This window comes from Clostridium autoethanogenum DSM 10061 (assembly GCF_001484725.1).
Taxonomy (GTDB): domain Bacteria; phylum Bacillota; class Clostridia; order Clostridiales; family Clostridiaceae; genus Clostridium_B; species Clostridium_B ljungdahlii.
The window spans coordinates 1,871,661-1,891,250 of record NZ_CP012395.1 but is presented as its reverse complement, the minus strand read 5'-3'; the positions used below and the strand labels follow the sequence as shown (position 1 = coordinate 1,891,250).

Here is a 19,590-nt window from a genome sequence, read left to right as displayed (position 1 = left end):
GAAATTATTAGATACATATGTTAATATAGTATATGTGTTAATTTAAAATGCAATATGTAGGAGGAAATTACCTATGCACATTTTTTTAGTAATTTTGCAGCTGATAATTGGAGCTGTGCTTATAGCAGTTATATTGGTACAGCCAGGTAAAACTAATGGATTGAGTGGACTTATATCTGGTGGAGCAGGTGAAAGCTTTTATTCAAGAAATAAATCAAGGACTTCAGAAGCAATGTTAGTAAGAACAACTGTTATACTAGCTATACTATTTGCAATTATATGTGTAGTGCAAAATTTCATAAAGTAATTTAGATAGCAGTTTGTATAAATAGGGTATATGTTGCTCTATTTATTTTTTTATAAATAAATAATTTGGGTAATATTGAATATTTTTACCATAATTAAGTCAAGATAATAGTAGGTGGTGAAAAAATGAATATAAAAGAAGCAATTATAAATTTTATGGAAGAGCAGGCTTATAAGCCTATGAATATAAGGGAATTAGAGGGTATATTTTCTGTAACAAAGGCTGAAGCAAAAGATTTTAAAAAGGTATTGGATGACTTGGAAAAGGAAGGATTGGTAGTTAAAACACGCAGAAAAAGATACGGAATACCGGATAGAATGGGACTTGTGACAGGTAAGTTTCAAGGTCATCAAAAAGGATATGGTTTCGTTATACCAGAGAATGAAGGAGCAGATGTATTTGTACCATCTTCCTATTTAAATGGTGCCATGAATGGCGATAAAGTAGTAGTAAAAATAACGAAAATGGAAGACAAAGGTAAAAAATGTGAAGGGGAAATTATAAGAGTATTAGAAAGAGCCAATAAAGTAGTTATAGGAACGTTTGAAGATAGTACAAATTTTGGATTTGTGGTACCAGAAGAAAAGCGAATATATCAAGATATATTTATACCTAAGGAATCTAGAAAAGATGCCCAAACAGGTGATGTGGTAGTTGCAGAAATAACTGAGTGGCCTGAAAAAAGAAGAAATCCAGAGGGAAAAATAGTAAATATATTGGGCAAAAAAGGAGAAAAGGGTATAGATATATTGACCATAATAAAAAAGAATAACTTACCTGAAGAGTTTCCTATAAAAGTTCAGCAATATGCTGAAAATATACCTGAAGAAATTCCCAAAGAAGAGTATGATAGAAGAACTGATTTGAGAAATTTACTTACAGTTACAATAGATGGAGAAGATGCGAAGGACTTAGATGATGCTATTTCTATAAGTAAGTTGCCCAATGGAAATTACTCCCTAGGTGTCCATATAGCCGACGTATCCAACTATGTAAGGGAGAAAAATCCGTTAGATAAAGAAGCGTTAAAGAGAGGGACTTCTGTTTACCTTATAGATAGGGTTATACCCATGCTGCCTAAAAAGCTTTCAAATGGTATCTGTAGTTTAAATCCTAATACGGATAGACTAGCATTGAGCTGTCTTATGGAAATAGACAAAACTGGGAAGGTAGTACAGCATAATGTTGTGGAAAGTGTAATTAAAAGCAATGAGAGGATGACCTATACTGACGTAACAAAAATACTGAGAGATAAAGATGCCGAGACTATGGAAAAGTATAGCTATTTGGTGGATACATTTAATTTGATGGAAGAGCTGTGTAAAATTTTAAATAAAAGGAGAATGACAAGAGGAGCTATAGATTTTGACTTTCAAGAATGCAAGATAATTTTAGATGACTTAGGTGTGCCTGTAAAGATTGAGCCTTATGAAAGAGGAATATCTAACAGGATAATAGAAGAGTTTATGCTGGTGTGTAATGAAACTATAGCTGAGCATATGTTTTGGACCAATTTACCTTTTGTATATAGGATACATGAAGACCCCGATGAAGAAAAATTAATGCATTTTAATGAGTTTGTACATAATTTGGGATATGTGATAAAATGGGGGCAGGAAGTCCATCCTAAAGCACTACAGGATATTATAGAAAAGGTAAAGGGTAAAAAAGAAGAGATTGTGGTGAGTACTTTGCTGCTCCGTTCTATGAAACAGGCTAGGTATTCATCGGAGTGTGTGGGCCATTTTGGGCTGGCAGCTAGATACTACTGCCATTTTACATCGCCTATAAGAAGATACCCTGACTTAATTATTCATAGAATTATTAAAGAATTTATAAATGGCAGGTTAACTGATAATAGAATAAAAACATTGGTAAAAGAAGTAGACTATGCTGCAAAACAATCTTCTGAAATGGAAAGAGTTGCTCAAGACGCTGAAAGAGAAGTAGACGATCTTAAAAAGGCGGAATATATGAGTAAAAGAATTGGAGAAGAATTTGAAGGAATAATATCTTCAGTTACTAATTTCGGAATGTTTGTAGAACTTCCAAATACGATAGAAGGATTAGTTCACATGAGTACTTTGGAAGATGACTATTATGTATATGATGAAAAACATTTAAGCCTTGTAGGGGAGAGAAATAGAAACATTTATAAATTAGGTGATGAGATAAAAATTCGAGTATTAAAAGTTGATATGTTCGCTCATGAGATATATTTTGAAGTGGTAAAGGAAATAGATGATGAAGAAAATGGGGACTAGGTAAACAGACGTTATGAAAGGGGATGGGATGCTTTGACTAATAAAAAGTCCAGTAATAAGACTCTTGCAGAAAATAGAAAGGCAAGGCATGATTATTTTATTGAAGAATCCATGGAAGCTGGAATAGAACTGGTTGGAACAGAAGTTAAATCTATAAGAGCAGGTAAATGTAACTTAAAAGATAGCTATGCTGAAATAAGAAATGGTGAAATATTTATATGTAATATGCATATTAGCCCTTATGAACAAGGAAATATTTTTAACAAGGACCCATTAAGAAATAGAAAATTACTTCTTCATAAAAATGAGATAATTAAATTGCAGCAATATACAGCTCAACAGGGATATACTCTTGTGCCAATGTCTCTTTACCTTAAATATGGTAGGGTAAAAGTAAATTTAGCAGTAGCAAAGGGAAAGAAAAACTATGATAAAAGAAATACAATGCTGGAGAGGGCTGCTAAAAGAGATATAGACAGGCAAATGAAAGAGAGATCTAAATATTAGGGTAGATAGCTATCGGATAAAATAGTTAAGGAATTATATTTCAGTGAATATGGTTCCTTTTTTGATACTTTTTACTGAGTTTTTAAATGTTTATTGCTTACTTAGAGAATTTCCTAGGTTAGCTGAAATTATGAATTGTAGTATTAATTGTATCTATAGGTTATACTATAGATATGGACATAAGTATAAAAAGTTAGATGTTATGGAATGAAAAATAAAGTTTTAGGGCCTAATGGGGAGGTGGTTTGTTTGGGACGTAAAAATGGTGGCAGAGGTAAAAATAAGGACTTAACTGATTTCAGATATTTACTTAATAAAGATGAAGAAAAAATTAGTGATAGTAAAGAAGAGAAAAATAAGGATAAAGAAGATTAGTCTAATTCTAGGAGGGATGTTATGAAAAATACTTTAAAAGGAATTGAAGTTCATTGTGATGATTGTGGAAAAACATTTAGAATAGAAAAACTAGAAACAGATTGGGTAAATGATAGTGTTAGAAGGACTTATTTTGAATGTCCACATTGTAAAAAAAAATATACTTCATTTTATGAAGATGCTAAGGTAAGAGAAAATATTAAAGATATACAGAAACTACAGAAAAAGATGAATGGTATCGTTGCGCAGAATAGGGAAATAATGGAGAGTTTAAAACAAAAATATGAAGCGTAGAAGTATGCCTTTTTATTTTACATATCTGTAGAATAAATATGAATGATGTAATAAAATTAAATCAGAAAATAGCATTATTTTTAGAAAATATGTTACCCCCTAGATAATATAATTATTTAGAGGGCTTTTAGATGATAAAAATTGGATGAATATTTTAAACTTATATAGTTTCTTTTATTTATAAGTATAATTTTGTTTGAATTCTTCTGTCGAATTCTGACCAATTATCAGGCTCAGTTTCATCCTTTATCTGACAAATCTTATTCATAGTAGCATCTATGGAATCAGCATAGTTAACTATAAATGATTCTTCTGTTTTCATTTCTCTTGGAGAACCAAATTCAAGTTTTCCATGATGCTGAACAATACATCCTTTTATTCTCATTATAAAATCCTCTGAATACAATGTAGGATTTTCTCTAATAGCTTTATCTAGTAACTCTACCCCAATAACAATATGACCTTCCATTTCTCCTCTAAGAGTATATTTGAAAGGGCCATCATAATACAACTCATAAACTTTTCCAATGTCATGGAGTTTTGCTGCTAACATTGCCATTTCTTTTCTCCGGCATTGATACCTTTCACAAAGCACAGCAGTTAAATACATAACGTTCAAGGTGTGTTCCGCAAGGCCTCCTATATAATTATGATGCATGGAGACACCACCTATTCCTCTTTTAAATTTATCTAGAAATAGTTCATCTTTAAAGAAATAATCGTTTAAAGCTCTAGCTTCCTTAGAAATAATATATTTATTTGTATACAGCTCAATTTCCTCCAAGATATCTTCGATAGGTCTTTTTACTGTTGGAAGATAATCTGAAACGTTATAATCAGAAATTAACTTATAGTTCTTTATATCTAGAATATTATCTTTAATTCCTTCAACCTCGAGTACTGTTCCCTGTGTAATATTTTCATTTATATTTGGCATATTAGCTTTTATTTCTCCACTTTTATCGGCTAATATACATACAATTTTAGAAGTATCTTTAAATATTATTTTCATTACCATTAGCGATAGTTTTACATTATGTCCATTTTCTATAGTACTTAAAAAAAGCTCTTTTTTATTCATATGTTCCTCCCAATTAAATGTCTTTTCTAAATGTAGTATATGTAAAAAGTTCATTTATATCAATTTCTAATTAAATGTGCTCTATTTGCTTAATATTTTTTCATAGCAGTAGAATGGCTTTTCTTTTCCGTTAAAGTGAATTTCTCCAACAAAATTATAACCGCACTTTTTAAAAAGAGCTTGCATTTTTGCATTTACCGAATAAGTATCTGTTTTTAAATATTGTATATTATTTTTTAGAGCAAGGCTTTCTGTAAATTTCATTAATTCAGAAGCAATTCCACATCTTCTATGATTAGGACTAACTGACATTCTATGAAGAACCAAACAATCTTCATTTAATGACCAATTTAATCCATTATACTCAGCTGGTTCTATTTTATTGATGCACAGGAAGCCAACTAATATTTCATTTCTTTCTACTATAAATAAATTCTCATTTTCAATATCATCAATAAAATCTTTTTTTTGAGGGTAATTTTCATCCCATTGAGTATTGTTGTAAGTACGCATTTCTATAATAGTTTTTCTTATGATTTCCATAATATCTTTTATATCTTCCATAGTCGCTTTTCTTATCACAAGTATCACTCCTAAGAATTTTTTATTTCTTTCCAATGATTTTCAATGTTTTCCCTCATTTTCTTAACTAATCTATAGGCAAATTCTTTTTCTTCGCTGCTGAAGTTATGGAGACAAATTTGTATATGTTTGTTTTCTTCCTCAATGATAAATGGATATATATCTAATGCCTTTTCTTTTGGATAAAGTCTCCACATCCTTTTATCAATATCATCTTTTCTTTTATTTATATATCCAGCTTCGATAAGTTTCTGTACGGCTTTTGTAGTTGTAGTTTTGTCTACTTTTAAGAGAGTTGATAAATCAACTTGATTAATTCCAGCATTTTCACATATCCTTGTCAAAAATGTAAATTGACCTTTTTGTAGATTTATTTGTTTAAATTTCAAGTCACTTATAGACTGAACACAGCGAGATAGACCTCCTATTTCCCTTAATATTTGACTATGTAAGCTTTCCATAACCTTTCACCTCCTTAAACGCTAGTTGAAAGTTCAACTATATTATATAAATAATAGCATATTAAAGTTGAACTTTCAACTACATTTATTTGTTTTTTATCATATGTAATCTTTTTTTTATGACTAGAACAAAGAAAAGTAATAAAGGTACTCCGAAGTCAATTGGAAGTGAAAAATACTGCCATACATGCTCCCTTAAATTTAAAAATAATACTCTGTCATGACCTATATAAAAGGTAACAATTATCATTATTAAGGTAAAAACAATAATAATGAATGGATTTTTCTTTTTTATTCCAGTAGTTTGCATAAAGGCGGTTAAAGAACAGCTTGCTAGAATTCCTGCATGAGTCATCATACTCCAATACCACAGAGCAACCATAAAGGATTCAAAGCGGTGAAGGTATTGGGTTATTTGTATGGACCTTACAAAATCCATGCTGGCAATACGCATTAAGGCTACTACATGAGGACCCATAACCATCAATTCTACAATGAAGTAGGAGACAAAGTAAGAACCTCCGATAAGGATACCAGAAGTCGCTGAACCAAAAGCTTTTTTTTGGTCATGAACCATTGGAAGAATCATTGCTATAAGTATTTGAGATATGCCTATAAATGTATCAGTTTCTAAAGAGGATTTAAATACATTAGTGACTCCTGAATCAAAAAAAGGTGCAATTCTGTTAATATCTATTTCACCAAAAGAAGCCATGGAGACAAGAAAATAAAAGATTATAGATGCCCCAAAAGCAATAACAGATGTTCTTCCAATGACCTCAGAACCTTTCCATACTAAATAGAATACTACCAAAACATGCATTGTATTTACTACTAAAAAAGGTGTTCGCGGCAGTAGAAAGTCAGTAAGATGATGGACATACATTGATATTGAACTAGAAGACATGATAAAAAGGTACAGTGTAAGTATTATCCCTAGAACTTTTCCTAATACACGGCCTAACAAGTCCTGACCATATTGTACAATTGTTTTGCCTGGAAAACTTTGCCCAATATAAATAATGAGAAGAGCAAAAGGTATTATAGTAAGTACACCTATAATACCACTTATCCACATATCCCGGCCTACTTCTCTAGCTAAAATGCCACTTGCATAGTTGATTGTTGTAGGCCACATAATGCAAATTAGAAGATCTCTAAACTGATTATTGCTAATGGTTTCCTTTTTTTGCATCATAGCACTTCTTACTCCTTTATCTCATATATTATTTCTGTATTTTTATTGGCTCTAGGGGTTTTGCCAATGATACATGATGAATAGTTACATTTGCAACTATATCAACCTTACTATTTTTAAAAAGCTGATCCCATTTTGAAGATATTTGATTCCACTCTTTTTTATGCTGTCTGTGTAGTGCAAAACTTAAACCAGGAAAATCTATTTGTATATCTTTTGCTGTTAGTATTGTAGACTGGATGTCTTTGCAAATGGATTTTTCAAGTGATTTTTTCAATTTATTTAGTTTTTCAATGTCATTAAAGTTGGTAAGACATGATTGTTCGGTGATGGTAGCATTTACTTTAAGATTAATTGAAAAATGTGGAACTTCACCATCCAAATAACTTTTGATGGAAGACTTAGATCTTTTAATTTCAAGGGTAACAGGCATACCATCATAGGGGCAATTTACAACCATTATTGATGCGTTCATTTTATCTTTTATCCACAAAAGTCCTCTTGTCCGTTCTTCACTAAGTACAGTGGATACTTTATTGTCATCAAATACATATGCACCACTTGTTTTTAGAATGGGTTCTGATTTTGATTTGTCAATAATGATCCTTGAGGTTACTGGACCTACATATGGGTCAAGATAGTCTTCAATAAAATCCTTTAACATTATGTCATAAGACTTACCTGTTAAGTTTTTATTTCTAATTATTTTTTCCAGGTATACAGCTGGATCTTTCTCCGTTACAGGAACAACATCAAGAACTTTTCCTGCGTCTCCCGGGGTAACTGCAACTAGGGTTCTTAAACGAAGCTCAGGATTCCGGGTAAAAAAATCAAATATTTCAAGGGTATTGCTCCGCGCTAGTTGTTCACTTATAACTATTATTTTAATATGAGACCAAAAGATACGACGGGAAGATGTTGAGGCCATATTACGTATTGCCTCAAAAATTGTTTTGCCGGTACTTGTAATTATCCAGAAGGGTTTACTCTTTTGTGTAAATCCAGAACCTGATGGTGTTTTACTATAAGTTTCCGGACTTGCAATTTGTGCCGTTACTTTGAATCCATAATCTGTTTTATCTAAACCAATACTTAATACAAAGGCAAGTTCATCGATTTCCCTAGCATCCCAACAGCCAGTTTGTAGAAATGAAAGTATAAGAATTAATCCCAAAGCTATCTTTCTCATCTGCATCTCTCCTTTTTTGAAAACAGAATTAACTATTATTATCTTTCTCTGTAGAATTTGCTTTTGGTCCTGGTTTCATGTTTGGGGCTTCTCTTACAATACTTTTACGGGCAATATAACCTGGAAGTCGATTTACTTTCCACCAAGGATTTCTGAGTATGGTGTCTTTAGTTATGCTTTTATCTGCTGATATAAAAGGTTCCATGTAGTTTACACCAAAAGAGCGCAGACTGTTTAAGTGAATAACAATTATACTTACTCCTGCCAGGATACCAGGTAAACCGAGTACAGAAGCCACTATCATTAGTGGAAATCGAAGTAAACGGCCTGAAGATGATGCATTAAAAGCTGGAATGGCAAAGGAACTTATACCTGTTAGGGCTACCACGATTACCATAGCCTGTGAAACAATACCTGCTTGAACTGCAGCCTGACCTATAACAAGACCACCGACTATACTTACGGCTTGACCTGCTTGTTTGGGTAAGCGGAGGCCTGCTTCCATTAGAATTTCAAAAGTAATTTCCATCATAAAGGCCTCTCCTATGCTTGGAAAAGGTACACCTTCACGGGAAGCTGCAATTGACAAGGCCAGTGTAGTAGGTATCATTTCTTGGTGAAAGCTTGTTAAAGCAATGTACAGCGAAGGAAGAAGAACTGAAATAAAATAAGCAATAACTCGAATGAATCTTGCAAAAGATCCTACAGGAAAACGCTGGTAGTAATCATCTACTGACTGAATAAACTGAACGAAAATTGTAGGAACTATGAGCACATAAGGAGTTGTATCTACAAGAATGGCTACCCTACCTTCTAAGATTGCTGCAGAAATTTTATCAGGTCTTTCACTGTGTTCTATCTGGGGAAACATAGATGAAGGGGTATCTTCTATTAATTCTTCAATATAACCACTCTCAAGTATGCCGTCAATTTCAATTCGTCCTAGTCGTTCTCTAACTTCATTTATTACGCCTTCCCTTGCTATTCCTTTAAGATATGCTATCAATACTGTTGTTTTAGTTTTTGTACCTATTTTAAATGATTCTATTCTTAAGTCAGAACTTTTGATATGGCGCCTTATTAGAGCACTATTATTTTCAATGTTTTCTGTAAAACAATCCTTTGGTCCTCTTACCGAATTTTCACTACTTGGTTCAGAAATTGACCTGTCCTTCCAGCCTGTGCTTCCTACTATAAGAACTTTGTCTATTTTGTCCAACAAAAGAATTGTATTGCCATCAATTAATTCAGTTACTATGTTATTAATATCAGATTCTTCATTTACGTAGGTATTAGGTAAACCATATTGTTTTATCATTTGAAAAAATTCATTAGTATTTTTTACATTGCCAAACCTGTCATTTAACATCAATGCTCCAATAACTTGTTCATTGATGAGTTCTCTTTCAGCTAAGCCTTTAATAAAAATGACTGCTGCTTTTACTCCACAATCTGGAGAAATAGTAAAATTTCTTACTGTTATGTCGCTGGAAAAACCGAGCATCTTTTTTATTATTTCAATGTTAGAAGCTAAATCTAAAGAAAGTTTTATTTTAGGAGGTAACTTTTTTTCAGTTTTCTGATTTTGTTTTTTAATTTTGGATTTCTTAGGATTATGGAAATATTTTAAAATTGACGTAATAAAACCTCCTTTAGAACAATTAAATACAGATTTAGTATGTTTAATATAGTTAAAATTATTCACACATGAAATGAAGGTTTTTAGAAGAAGTTAAAGAAAGTACATATATGGAAATAGGAGGAATTTTTTAAAAGTATCTTTTTAGTAGTGAGCTATATAATTTGCATAATTTGTTAAAGTTCTAAAAAAAATACGATATTTATACATAATGAATAAAAAAATACTATCTTTTTTAAACAAGCGATATTATAATAGACGTAATACACTTTATTTAACTAAAGATGAATAGGAGGAATTTGTATGCAACAAGAATTAAAAAGAACACTTACGATGAAAAATTTAATTATATTCGGTATGATTACGATGTCACCTCTTGCACCTTTTCAAGTGTTCGGTACAGCTGCTCAAGCAAGTTATGGAATGGTCTCTTTGGTGTATCTAATTGGGGCAGTGCTTATGCTTTTTACTGCATTGAGTTATGCTCGATTTAGTAAGGAATTCCCATATGCAGGATCAGTTTACTCATATGTAGGGAAAGGATTTAATCCACATATTGGTTTTATAGCAGGTTGGACTATTTTATCAGATTATATTCTTGCACCTGCTCTTATGTGTTTATTCTCAGGTTTATGGTTAACAGGCATTTTTCCAGGTCTTGATCCAAAAGTTTTAGCTATCATATTCATTATCATAACTGGTCTTATTAACATTCGGGGAGTAGAATTAAACGCTAAAGTAAACACATTTTTATTTATATTACAGATTATAGCATTAATTTTATTTGTAAGCTTTGCTATTAAGTTTGTATTTATCGAAGGATTGGGAATAGGAGGATTTTCATTACTTCCAATTTTTCAACCAGAACATGTTAATTTGAAATTTGCTGCAACTGCAACTTCTATGATTCTATTAGGATTTGTTGGATTTGATGGAATAAGTACGTTAGCTGAAGAAGTAGAACAGCCTGAAAAGGTAGTTGGAAAAGCAACTGTTTTAGCATTAGTAACAACAGCTTTAATATTCTTAGTTCAAACTTATTTGGCTTGTTTAGCTCACAGTAATTATGCAAACTTAAATCCAGATATGGCAATGTTTGATATTGCAAAGGAAATTGGAGGACAGTATTTTTATGTGGCTATGCTCCTTATAAATGTAGTTGCAGTTGGACTTGCTGTTACCCTTAATATTCAATCAGCAGTAGCCCGTATCCTATTTGCTATGGGTAGAGATAACATTGTTCCTGGCTCTAATGTATTGAAAAAAATTCACCCCAAATATATGACTCCAGCAAATGCAATTATACTATCAATGATTGTATCCATTACTCTTGTTTTAACATTAAAGTTAACGACCATTTTAATGTTTGTTAACTTTGGTGCAGTAACAGCATTTATGATTTTAAATCTATCTGTAATTGCATATTTCTTTTTCAAGAAAAAAGAAGGTGGAGTGAAGGGATTTTTGTTTCATTTATTATTTCCATTTATAGGATTTGCCGTTTGCGCTTTTGTATGGTCAGGCTTTGATAGAAATACTAAAATTGTAGGTCTTTCTTGGATTTTCATAGGTGTCATTGTTGGGTTTATCAAATCAAAAGGATATAAAAAAGAAGGACCTATAATTGATAATATATAATGATGTATTAAATAAATTATATTTGATGAGGAGGAAACAAATATGAGACTAGAAAATAAAGTAGCTATTGTAACTGGAAGTGCAATGGGAATTGGGAAAGCAATTGTTAGAGATTTTGTAAATGAAGGAGCAAAGGTTATTATTTCTGATATTTTAGAAGCTGAAGGACAAGCTCTTGAAGAAGAATTGCAAAAGAAAGGTCATTCTGTTTATTTTTTTAAAACAGATGTTTCTTCTGAAAAGAATATAAAGGAACTTGTTAAATTTACTCTCGAAAAGTTTGGAACAATTAATATTTTATGTAACAATGCAGCTGTTAATATTCCTGGTTCTGTTCTTGAGTTAACAGAAGATATTTGGAATAAAACAATGGATGTAAATGTAAAATCTCACTTTTTAGTATCTAAGCATGTTATTCCTGTTATGCAAAAAGCAGGGGGAGGCTCAATAGTAAATACTGCATCAGCAAATAGTTTTGTTGCAGAACCAAGGCTTTCTGCTTATGTAGCATCCAAAGGGGCTATTCTAATGTTAACAAGAGCAATGGCACTAGATTTTGCAAAAGATAATATTAGAGTAAATTGTATTTGTCCTGGTTGGGTTGACACAACTTTTAATGATGCTCATGCTGAGTTATTTGGAGGTAGAGAAGCTGTATTAAAAGATCTTGCATCCGTACAACCTATTGGAAGACCTATTGCTCCAATGGAAATTGCTAAAATTGCTACATTTTTAGCTTCAGATGATTCTTCCTGTATGACAGGATCACCTGTTATTGCAGATGGTGGTATCACAGCAGGAGTTTAATAATATTATCTGAAATCAGACTTTAAAAATAAGAAGATATTATTAAAAAAACTACCGCATATCTGAATTCAACAGGTATGCGGTTATTTGTTTTATTATTATGATGCAGGCAAAGACAATAATTAAAATCTACACTTGTCATTGAATTAAATTTTCATATTTTTCTTTTGCTAGCTTGATAAACTCCTTTACTGCTTGAGATATATAGCGATTTTTTTGATAGCCGATGGCCAGCGTTCTATGAGTTTTATTATATCTCATATGGTATATGTTAGTACTTGCAAAGGAGTCTTTATCAAATACTAAATTCTTGTTACTCATTAGAGTTTTAGGGTAAAAAGTAATTCCCATTCCTTTTACTGAAAGTGCTAAGGCTGTTTCAATACTATCTGTTTCTAAAATAATATTAGGCTTTATCTGTTTTTTACTAAACATTTCATCTGCAATAAGCCTAACCATATGTCTTGTGTTAAACATTAAAAAAGGGCAATCTTTCAATAAAGCTAAATCTACATCTTTTTCAAGTTGTGCTTTAACTTTATCATAGTTATTAGGAAAGTATTTTACTAATATACTATCTGGAACGATCATAAGAACTTCTTCATTACAAAGAGGTATTGTTTCTACATTTTCTACATGGAAAGGTAACATTGCAACTATTAAATCTACATCACCGTTAAGTAATGCAAGGTCTAATTCTTTTGAATTACCTTCGAATAAATGTAGATGAATATTAGGAAATTTTTCGCTGTAGTCAGGCAGTATCTCTGGCAAAAATGATAGTCCTCTTGTAGGGGATATACCAATATATAAGTCACCTCGTTTAAAATCTTTGATATCTGACAGTTCTTTTAGAGATTGTTTTTTTAAGTTCAGTATCTTTATAGTGTTTTTTGCCAAACTTTTTCCTTCTGGTGTCAATGTCAAAGGTGAGGTACGATTAAATAATGTGACATTTAAGTCAAGCTCTAACTTTGAAATATGAGAACTTAATGATTGTTGAGAGATAAACAGTCTTTTTGCTGCCTTAGTAAAGTTTAATTCTTCTGATGCAACTAAAAAGTATTCCAAATTAAGAAAATTTATCATAATTTAAATCAACTCTACTTTAATATAATGATTTATATATTTCATATACAGTTTGTTCATTTAATTCTGTATAGTTATTTGCCATTAAACGACCTTGTTTAGTCATAACACTTTGTGTAAATTCCTTTAATTCTTTTTCTTTTACCCCATACTCACGTAATTGTTTTTTAGGAATCAATACATTTAATAACTCTTCTATTTTAATGTAAACTTCATTTTCTTTGCAGTTTAAAATGGATGCTAAGAATTTATTTAGTTTTGTAATTTTACCTTGTGGTTTTAAACGATAATAGGTTTTAAATACTCCAATGAACATTTGATAATTTGCTTCTCCATGAGGAACATGGTAATTAGCACCTAAAGGATAACTCATAGCATGTACTGCACCACACCCTGCATTGCCAAATGCAATTCCAGCATAATTGCTTGCAAGTAAAAATTTATCTAACAAGGAAAACCTGGCGTCTGGGCCATTTTTTGAAATCTCCTGATATCCTTTTAAGATCATTTCCATTGCTTTATAGGAAAACATTTCTGTATAGCTTGTAGCTTTTGGTGAAACACTGGATTCAATGGAATGAATCAAGGCATCAATGGAACTAGTTGCAAAAAATTTAAAGGGTAAATTCTCTAGAAGTTCTGGAATCATAACAGCAAAATCTGCATATAGTTCATCTATAGCAAGACCTAATTTTGTATGTCTTGACTTCAATTCAAGAATAGAAATATTAGTTACTTCACTGCCTGTTCCGCAAGTTGTTGGAATTAGGATCAATTCCTTATCTTTTACAAATTCTAATTTGTGATCAAATAAATCAAGTACTGGCGAGACTTTCTTTAATGCAAACAATTTTGAAACGTCAAGGACACTTCCGCCGCCAATAGCAATTACTCTTTTATAAGTAATATCTTTTATATCCTTACAAATTGCTTCTACCATTGTATCACTTGGCTCTCCAGTGCCGTATTTTCTAATAAAGATTACATTGGTATCAAGGTTATATTTAGAAAAATATGAAACATAAGTATGCTCACTTGTAATAATTAAATCTTCTTTTCCTATTTTAAATTTGTTTATAAATTCTTTACATGTATCAAAGGTATAGATTTCTGGTTTAATAGATAATGCTTTCATTTTATTCCTCCACTTTACATATTTTCATAAACTTCTTTTAAATGCTTTGTAAGCTTTATATTTTCACCATAGTCAACTTGACAATCAATAACTGCAGGTACATTTTGTTTGAAAGCTTCTTCTAAAGTTGGAATTAAATCTTCTGCTTTTTCTACTCGATATCCTTTTGCATACATACTTTCTGCAAGCTTTACAAAGTCTGGATTAGTAAAATCTACATAACAGCTTTTACCATAGTGTTCTTCTTGTTTCCACTTTATTAAACCGTAGTTACTGTCATTAAATATTAAAACTACAATTGGAGTTTTAATACGTAGGGCTGTTTCTAATTCTTGATTATTCATCATGAAACCGCCATCACCAACAATAGCCAATACTTTTTTATCTGGATTAATTAATTTGGCTGCAATTGCACCTGGAACACCAATACCCATTGTAGCAAAACCGTTTGAAATAATACATGTATTGGGCTCATAGCAGTTATAATGTCTGGCAATCCACATTTTATGGGCACCTACATCTGATATGACAATGTCATGTGGTCCCATGACCTTTCTAACATCATTTAAAATTCTTTGGGGTTTCATTGGAAAAGCATTGTCATTTGCATAGCTTTCATGTTCAGCTAGCATTTCTGATTTAATTTCCAAAGCTTTTACTGGTTCATCTTTGCTAGAAGTTCTTCTCAATATATTGTATAGAGCATCTGAAATATCACCAACTACTTCTACTATGGGCTGATAAAGTTTATTGATGTGTGATGGTCTTGCATCGATATGCACAATTTTAATGTCCCCATTTATATTCCATTTGGATGGGGCATATTCTACAATATCATATCCAATTGTAATTACTAAATCAGCCTCTTCAATAATTTTATTTACATAATCTTTTTGTGGAATACCTATTGTCCACATTGAATACTTGTTATCCATTGGAATAATACCTTTTGCCATCATCGTATTAATTACTGGAATTTTCAATTTAGTTGCAAATTCCGTAACAGCTTTTGAAGAATTTCCTCTTATAGCACCGCTTCCAGCTAAGATAATAGGATTTTTTGCTTTGAAGATTTCACTTGCAGCTTCCTCAATTGTTGATAAATCTGCATGTTCCTTTGGTGGAATCTTCTTTTCCAAAGGCTTTTCTAAAGCACCTACGGGCATTTTTGCAATATTTACAGGTAAATCAATGTGGCATGCTCCAGGCTTTTCACTTTCAGCATACTTAAAAACAAGTCTTATAATCTCACTTACAGTATCAGGACGAACGATTTGTTTACTTCTCTTTGTGATTGGTTCGAACATTTTGCAAAGGTCTAAAAATTGGTGCGATGTTATATGCATTCTTTCAGTACCTACTTGACCTGTAATAGCAACAACCGGAGCACCATCACTATCAGCATCTGCTACACCAGTTACTAAGTTAGTGGCACCTGGTCCTAGTGTTGATAGGCAAACACCTGCTTTTCCTGTTAAACGTCCATAAACGTCGGCCATAAATGCAGCACCTTGCTCATGACGGGTTGTGATAAATTCAATAGTTGAATCTGAAATTGCATTCATTATTTCTAGGTTTTCTTCACCAGGAATACCAAAGATGTACTTTACTCCTTCGGCTTCTAAACATTTTACTAGCATTTGAGCTGTATTTAGTTGGACTTCTTTTTTTATATCTCTATTCATATAAAACTTCCTCTGATCTTTATAGATTTTATTAAACGAATTAAAATTCATAATTTTAATTAAATAATTTCACATTTGTGATTGTATCAATCATCATACTTCAATTAGCGACACTTTTCAAACACTTTTTTATTATTTTATCACAATAAAATGGTTGTGACTAATCTTTAAAAAAAGTTTATTATTTGTAGGTTAGGTTTAATTCCTAAATTTGTGGAAATACTTTGGTTATATGGATATGTTATATTTTTGGATAAGTCCCAGGAAAGGGGAGAGTTATTACTAAAATATGAAAGAAAATAGGTGGTCTCTTAGGGAAAATTCAAGTTTATGTAGATATATACCAATTATTAGTATCCTAGGAGCTTTCATAGCAGCTTTATTTATACTTTTTTATCCTCCTATGCCAGGTATAGCAGATCAAGGAGATTTTGAAAGAGTAATGAAAGCTACTGGTTTAACAGATGCCAAAGGGAAAGATTCAGCTCACTGGTTTAAGTATGTTGTAACTGAATATAAAATGCTTCCAACCAGTTTTTCAAGGCTTTTAGGAATTATTCCAACTACAAGCATGATTTATCCTATTACATTTGGAAAATTATTATGTAAGGTAATTGGTTATAATTATTTTGACACTAGAATTTTAGCTTTTATTTACTTAATTTTGTATATGACAGGATTATATATATGCTTTAGCTGTATTCATTTTAAAAATATAGCTGCAGCAGTTTTTTTTAGTATATTATCTATAATAATATTAGTAGATGGAAACTATATTGTATGGTTTAACAGCCTTTATGGAGAACCAATGATGATTGTAGGTTTTCTTTTGTTTATTTCAAGTATTATTTACTTTTTAAAACATAGAGAAGATAGGTCTTATAAAAAATTTTTATTTATATTTATCTCGTCCATTTTGTTTCTTGGAGCTAAAGCCCAATGTTTTGTTGAATTGCCACTTGTAGTTCTTATTATGCTAAGGATAGTGAAAATTGATAGAAAACAAATTTTTAATAAAACTAATATATTTCTTGTTATTACTACTCTAACGTTAATTTTTTATGTAAAAGGAGTATATTGTAAAATTGATAGCTCTTGTGGTGTAGATACAAAATTTAATTCAGTTTTTTACGGTATTTTGAAAAATTCACAAAGTCCAAAAAAAGACTTGGTTATGCTTGGATTATCTCCAGATTTATCTGTGGAAGCAGGGAAGCATGCTTATTTACCTAAAAGTGCATATGTAAAATATATTCCTTGGTCAGATATAACCAATAAAGAATTTAATCAAAAGATTAGCAATATAAAACTTGCAAAATTCTATATTTTACATCCTGATAGGTTATTAAAAGGCATGGAATATACTGCATCTAAGAGCTTTCATACCGAAACCTCCTTAGGTAAATATGAAAGATCTAAGGTGTCAAAATATAATCCTGAATTTAATCGTTTCACATTTTGGTCAAACTTTAGAAATTTAAAACTGCCGAAGACTCTATCTTTCATAGTAGTTTTTTATACTTTAGTGTTTTTAGTTTCCTTTATTGAGTATATTAAAAACAAAAAGAATGAGAAAATTACTTTACAAATAGAAATTTTATGGATGATCATGTTTGTTGGTATTGTACAATTTCCTATGCCCTATATAGGGAATGGGGAAGCTGATACTGCAAAGCAGCTTTTTTTATTTAACTATACTTTTGATATTACTTTTTTAGTTGGGTGTACCTGGATTTTTGATAAACTAGTAGCTACTTACTATAAATACAAGCGTTTTTATTTTGAATTATTATCTTGAAATTAGAAATATTATTTCCTAAAAGATTTATTTTATCTCTTGTAATAAAAAGCAGACAGCTATTATTATCTTTTAAAAATCCATTTATACCACCGGAAGTTGGAACTAAGTCACCATATAATTCAGCACACAGCCAGTAACTCTGTTCAAAGTGATTGATGTAGATTTTTTTGCCTTTGTATTCAGGGTGCTTTTCTAGGTCCTTGAAAAGAATTTGAATCGGGTCTGTTTTGACATGAGAAATTTTTTCCATAATTAATAGCTGATTTTTTCCTGCAGAAAACAGTATCATTCCGCTTAGCAAAATTGGCATAATAATATTTGATTTTTTTGATTTTAGAAGTATACTTGAAGTCGTACCAATACTTATGGCCATTGCAGGATAGATGGGGAATATGTACCACCAAATTTTAGTTTTTGCCATTGTATAAAGCAAAAAGGGTATAGTTATCCACAAGGCTGTGCATAAAACATAATTTTTATCATCACTAGTTAAAGTTTCTGGAAGGGTTATTGTAATGATTGTAAGCGCAGTACTTGTGAAAACAAGAAACCAATAAAAATAAGACCACTGAAAATGCTCAATGTAGTAACACATGCCGCCAATATGACCTTCTAAAGTTCTGGAGGTTCTAGCCATTAAATCATATGATATCATGTTTTTAAAAAATGTAAAACCATCCTGACTGTATCTTAACAATGACCAAACTAAAATTGGAAATGAAGTACTTAGTATAAATATAGCTATATCTTTTTTATTTATCATTGATCTATTTATAGTTAAATATATGACTATAATAACTCCTATACTGCCGGCATGCCAGCTTTTAGTAAGAAATGCTAATGCAGAAATAAAACCAGAACTATAAAACCATAAAATATTTTTTTTAGCTAAAGTTAAACATATTATAGATAATGTGAAGAATAAAATAAATAGGGAATCTGCATCTCCACTTCTAGAACAATGATCAAGAATAAAGGGTGATGTAGTAGTTAATACGGATGTTGAAATTAGAGAGGCTATTTTCCCGTAATTATATAAAACGAATATAGTTACTATAAGTATTGTTAACATACCTGCCACAGCGGAAAATAATCTTAGACCTAAGGCATTAAAGCCTGCTATCTTAAAGCCTAAAACTATTGATAAATAGCTTAATGGTGGCTTCAAGTTCCAGTAATCATTACTATATGCATAAGTGTTTACTATGTAATTATTTCTTTTAATCATTTCATAAGCATTAACTCCGTGCCTTGCCTCATCCCAGCTATTTATAGGTGTACTACCTAAGTTATAAAATATATTAAACAATGATACGGATAAAATTATTATTAAAAAAAAATAATAGTTTTTCTCAATAAAATTAATTATTTTATCTACTGATTTTGCATTAGATAAATTCATAGGCCTTCTCCTTATGTTTTCATACTAATCTTTATTTTATTTTTTTAGACATGACGTAAAAATATTCATAAATAAACAAAAAATATTAATAAAGTTTATATAAGATAGGAATAGAAAACCGGGCTTATACGAAAAA

General features: G+C 31.1%; 18 protein-coding genes. 8 read left to right on the top strand and 10 right to left on the bottom strand.

What is annotated here, in order from left to right; translation table 11 throughout:
* Positions 1–73 precede the first annotated feature (73 nt).
* From secG to CLAU_RS08425, 5 genes are all read left to right on the top strand, one after another.
* Positions 74–307 (top strand): preprotein translocase subunit SecG, encoded by a 234-nt coding sequence (gene secG, locus CLAU_RS08440; RefSeq protein WP_013240508.1) that lies wholly within the window; start codon positions 74–76, stop codon positions 305–307.
* Between the two features lie 125 nt (positions 308–432).
* Positions 433–2,571 carry a ribonuclease R gene (gene rnr, locus CLAU_RS08435; RefSeq protein WP_023162454.1) on the top strand — a complete coding sequence of 713 codons (2,139 nt, stop codon included), beginning with the start codon at positions 433–435 and terminating at the stop codon, positions 2,569–2,571.
* A 33-nt stretch (positions 2,572–2,604) separates the two neighbouring features.
* A complete protein-coding gene (gene smpB, locus CLAU_RS08430) occupies positions 2,605–3,078 on the top strand; it encodes an SsrA-binding protein SmpB (protein WP_013240506.1) in 474 nt (157 codons plus the stop codon).
* Between the two features lie 249 nt (positions 3,079–3,327).
* The gene (locus CLAU_RS21350) at positions 3,328–3,453 is read left to right on the top strand and encodes a hypothetical protein (RefSeq protein ID WP_275507577.1); all 126 of its coding nucleotides are present in this window, start codon (positions 3,328–3,330) and stop codon (positions 3,451–3,453) included.
* A gap of 21 nt (positions 3,454–3,474) precedes the next feature.
* Positions 3,475–3,747, top strand: a complete 273-nt coding sequence (locus CLAU_RS08425; protein WP_023162452.1) for a hypothetical protein — start codon at positions 3,475–3,477, stop codon at positions 3,745–3,747.
* Between the two features lie 178 nt (positions 3,748–3,925).
* On the opposite strand, the gene CLAU_RS08420 is transcribed toward CLAU_RS08425, so the two are convergent.
* The 6 genes from CLAU_RS08420 to CLAU_RS08395 form a co-directional block, all read right to left on the bottom strand.
* The gene (locus tag CLAU_RS08420; protein WP_023162451.1) at positions 3,926–4,828 is read right to left on the bottom strand and encodes a 3'-5' exoribonuclease YhaM family protein; all 903 of its coding nucleotides are present in this window, start codon (positions 4,826–4,828) and stop codon (positions 3,926–3,928) included.
* Positions 4,829–4,909: 81 nt separating this feature from the next.
* Complete coding sequence (locus CLAU_RS08415) at positions 4,910–5,410, bottom strand: GNAT family N-acetyltransferase (RefSeq protein WP_023162450.1); 501 nt, start codon at positions 5,408–5,410, stop codon at positions 4,910–4,912.
* Between the two features lie 11 nt (positions 5,411–5,421).
* Positions 5,422–5,871 (bottom strand): MarR family winged helix-turn-helix transcriptional regulator, encoded by a 450-nt coding sequence (locus tag CLAU_RS08410; protein ID WP_023162449.1) that lies wholly within the window; start codon positions 5,869–5,871, stop codon positions 5,422–5,424.
* 85 nt (positions 5,872–5,956) lie between these two features.
* On the bottom strand, positions 5,957–7,069 hold the full coding sequence (locus CLAU_RS08405) for a GerAB/ArcD/ProY family transporter (protein WP_023162448.1): 1,113 nt from the start codon (positions 7,067–7,069) through the stop codon (positions 5,957–5,959).
* A 28-nt stretch (positions 7,070–7,097) separates the two neighbouring features.
* A complete protein-coding gene (locus tag CLAU_RS08400) occupies positions 7,098–8,258 on the bottom strand; it encodes a Ger(x)C family spore germination protein (protein ID WP_023162447.1) in 1,161 nt (386 codons plus the stop codon).
* A gap of 28 nt (positions 8,259–8,286) precedes the next feature.
* Entirely contained in the window at positions 8,287–9,963 is a 1,677-nt protein-coding gene (locus CLAU_RS08395) for a spore germination protein (RefSeq protein ID WP_023162446.1), read from the bottom strand.
* A 237-nt stretch (positions 9,964–10,200) separates the two neighbouring features.
* Between CLAU_RS08395 and CLAU_RS08390 the strand changes: the two genes are divergently transcribed.
* Positions 10,201–11,535, top strand: a complete 1,335-nt coding sequence (locus CLAU_RS08390; protein ID WP_013240494.1) for an APC family permease — start codon at positions 10,201–10,203, stop codon at positions 11,533–11,535.
* A 42-nt stretch (positions 11,536–11,577) separates the two neighbouring features.
* Positions 11,578–12,342, top strand: a complete 765-nt coding sequence (locus CLAU_RS08385; protein ID WP_013240493.1) for an SDR family NAD(P)-dependent oxidoreductase — start codon at positions 11,578–11,580, stop codon at positions 12,340–12,342.
* A gap of 138 nt (positions 12,343–12,480) precedes the next feature.
* Here the strand turns inward: CLAU_RS08385 and CLAU_RS08380 are convergent, their stop codons facing one another.
* Genes CLAU_RS08380 through CLAU_RS08370 form a run of 3 tightly spaced genes read right to left on the bottom strand, consistent with a single transcriptional unit; the run spans position 12,481 to position 16,251 of the window.
* Complete coding sequence (locus tag CLAU_RS08380) at positions 12,481–13,431, bottom strand: LysR family transcriptional regulator (RefSeq protein WP_013240492.1); 951 nt, start codon at positions 13,429–13,431, stop codon at positions 12,481–12,483.
* Positions 13,432–13,450: 19 nt separating this feature from the next.
* Positions 13,451–14,566: a 4-hydroxybutyrate dehydrogenase gene (locus tag CLAU_RS08375; protein ID WP_013240491.1), complete on the bottom strand. Its 1,116-nt coding sequence runs from the start codon at positions 14,564–14,566 to the stop codon at positions 13,451–13,453.
* Positions 14,567–14,580: 14 nt separating this feature from the next.
* Entirely contained in the window at positions 14,581–16,251 is a 1,671-nt protein-coding gene (locus CLAU_RS08370) for an acetolactate synthase large subunit (RefSeq protein ID WP_013240490.1), read from the bottom strand.
* Between the two features lie 289 nt (positions 16,252–16,540).
* Here CLAU_RS08370 and wsfD point away from each other — a divergent pair, with 289 nt between their 5' ends.
* Positions 16,541–18,049, top strand: a complete 1,509-nt coding sequence (gene wsfD / locus CLAU_RS08365) for a glycan biosynthesis hexose transferase WsfD (RefSeq protein ID WP_013240489.1) — start codon at positions 16,541–16,543, stop codon at positions 18,047–18,049.
* Here wsfD and CLAU_RS08360 read toward each other — a convergent pair.
* Complete coding sequence (locus CLAU_RS08360) at positions 18,003–19,454, bottom strand: ArnT family glycosyltransferase (RefSeq protein WP_013240488.1); 1,452 nt, start codon at positions 19,452–19,454, stop codon at positions 18,003–18,005. The two genes, wsfD and CLAU_RS08360, sit on opposite strands and share 47 nt — an antisense overlap.
* Positions 19,455–19,590 lie beyond the last annotated feature (136 nt).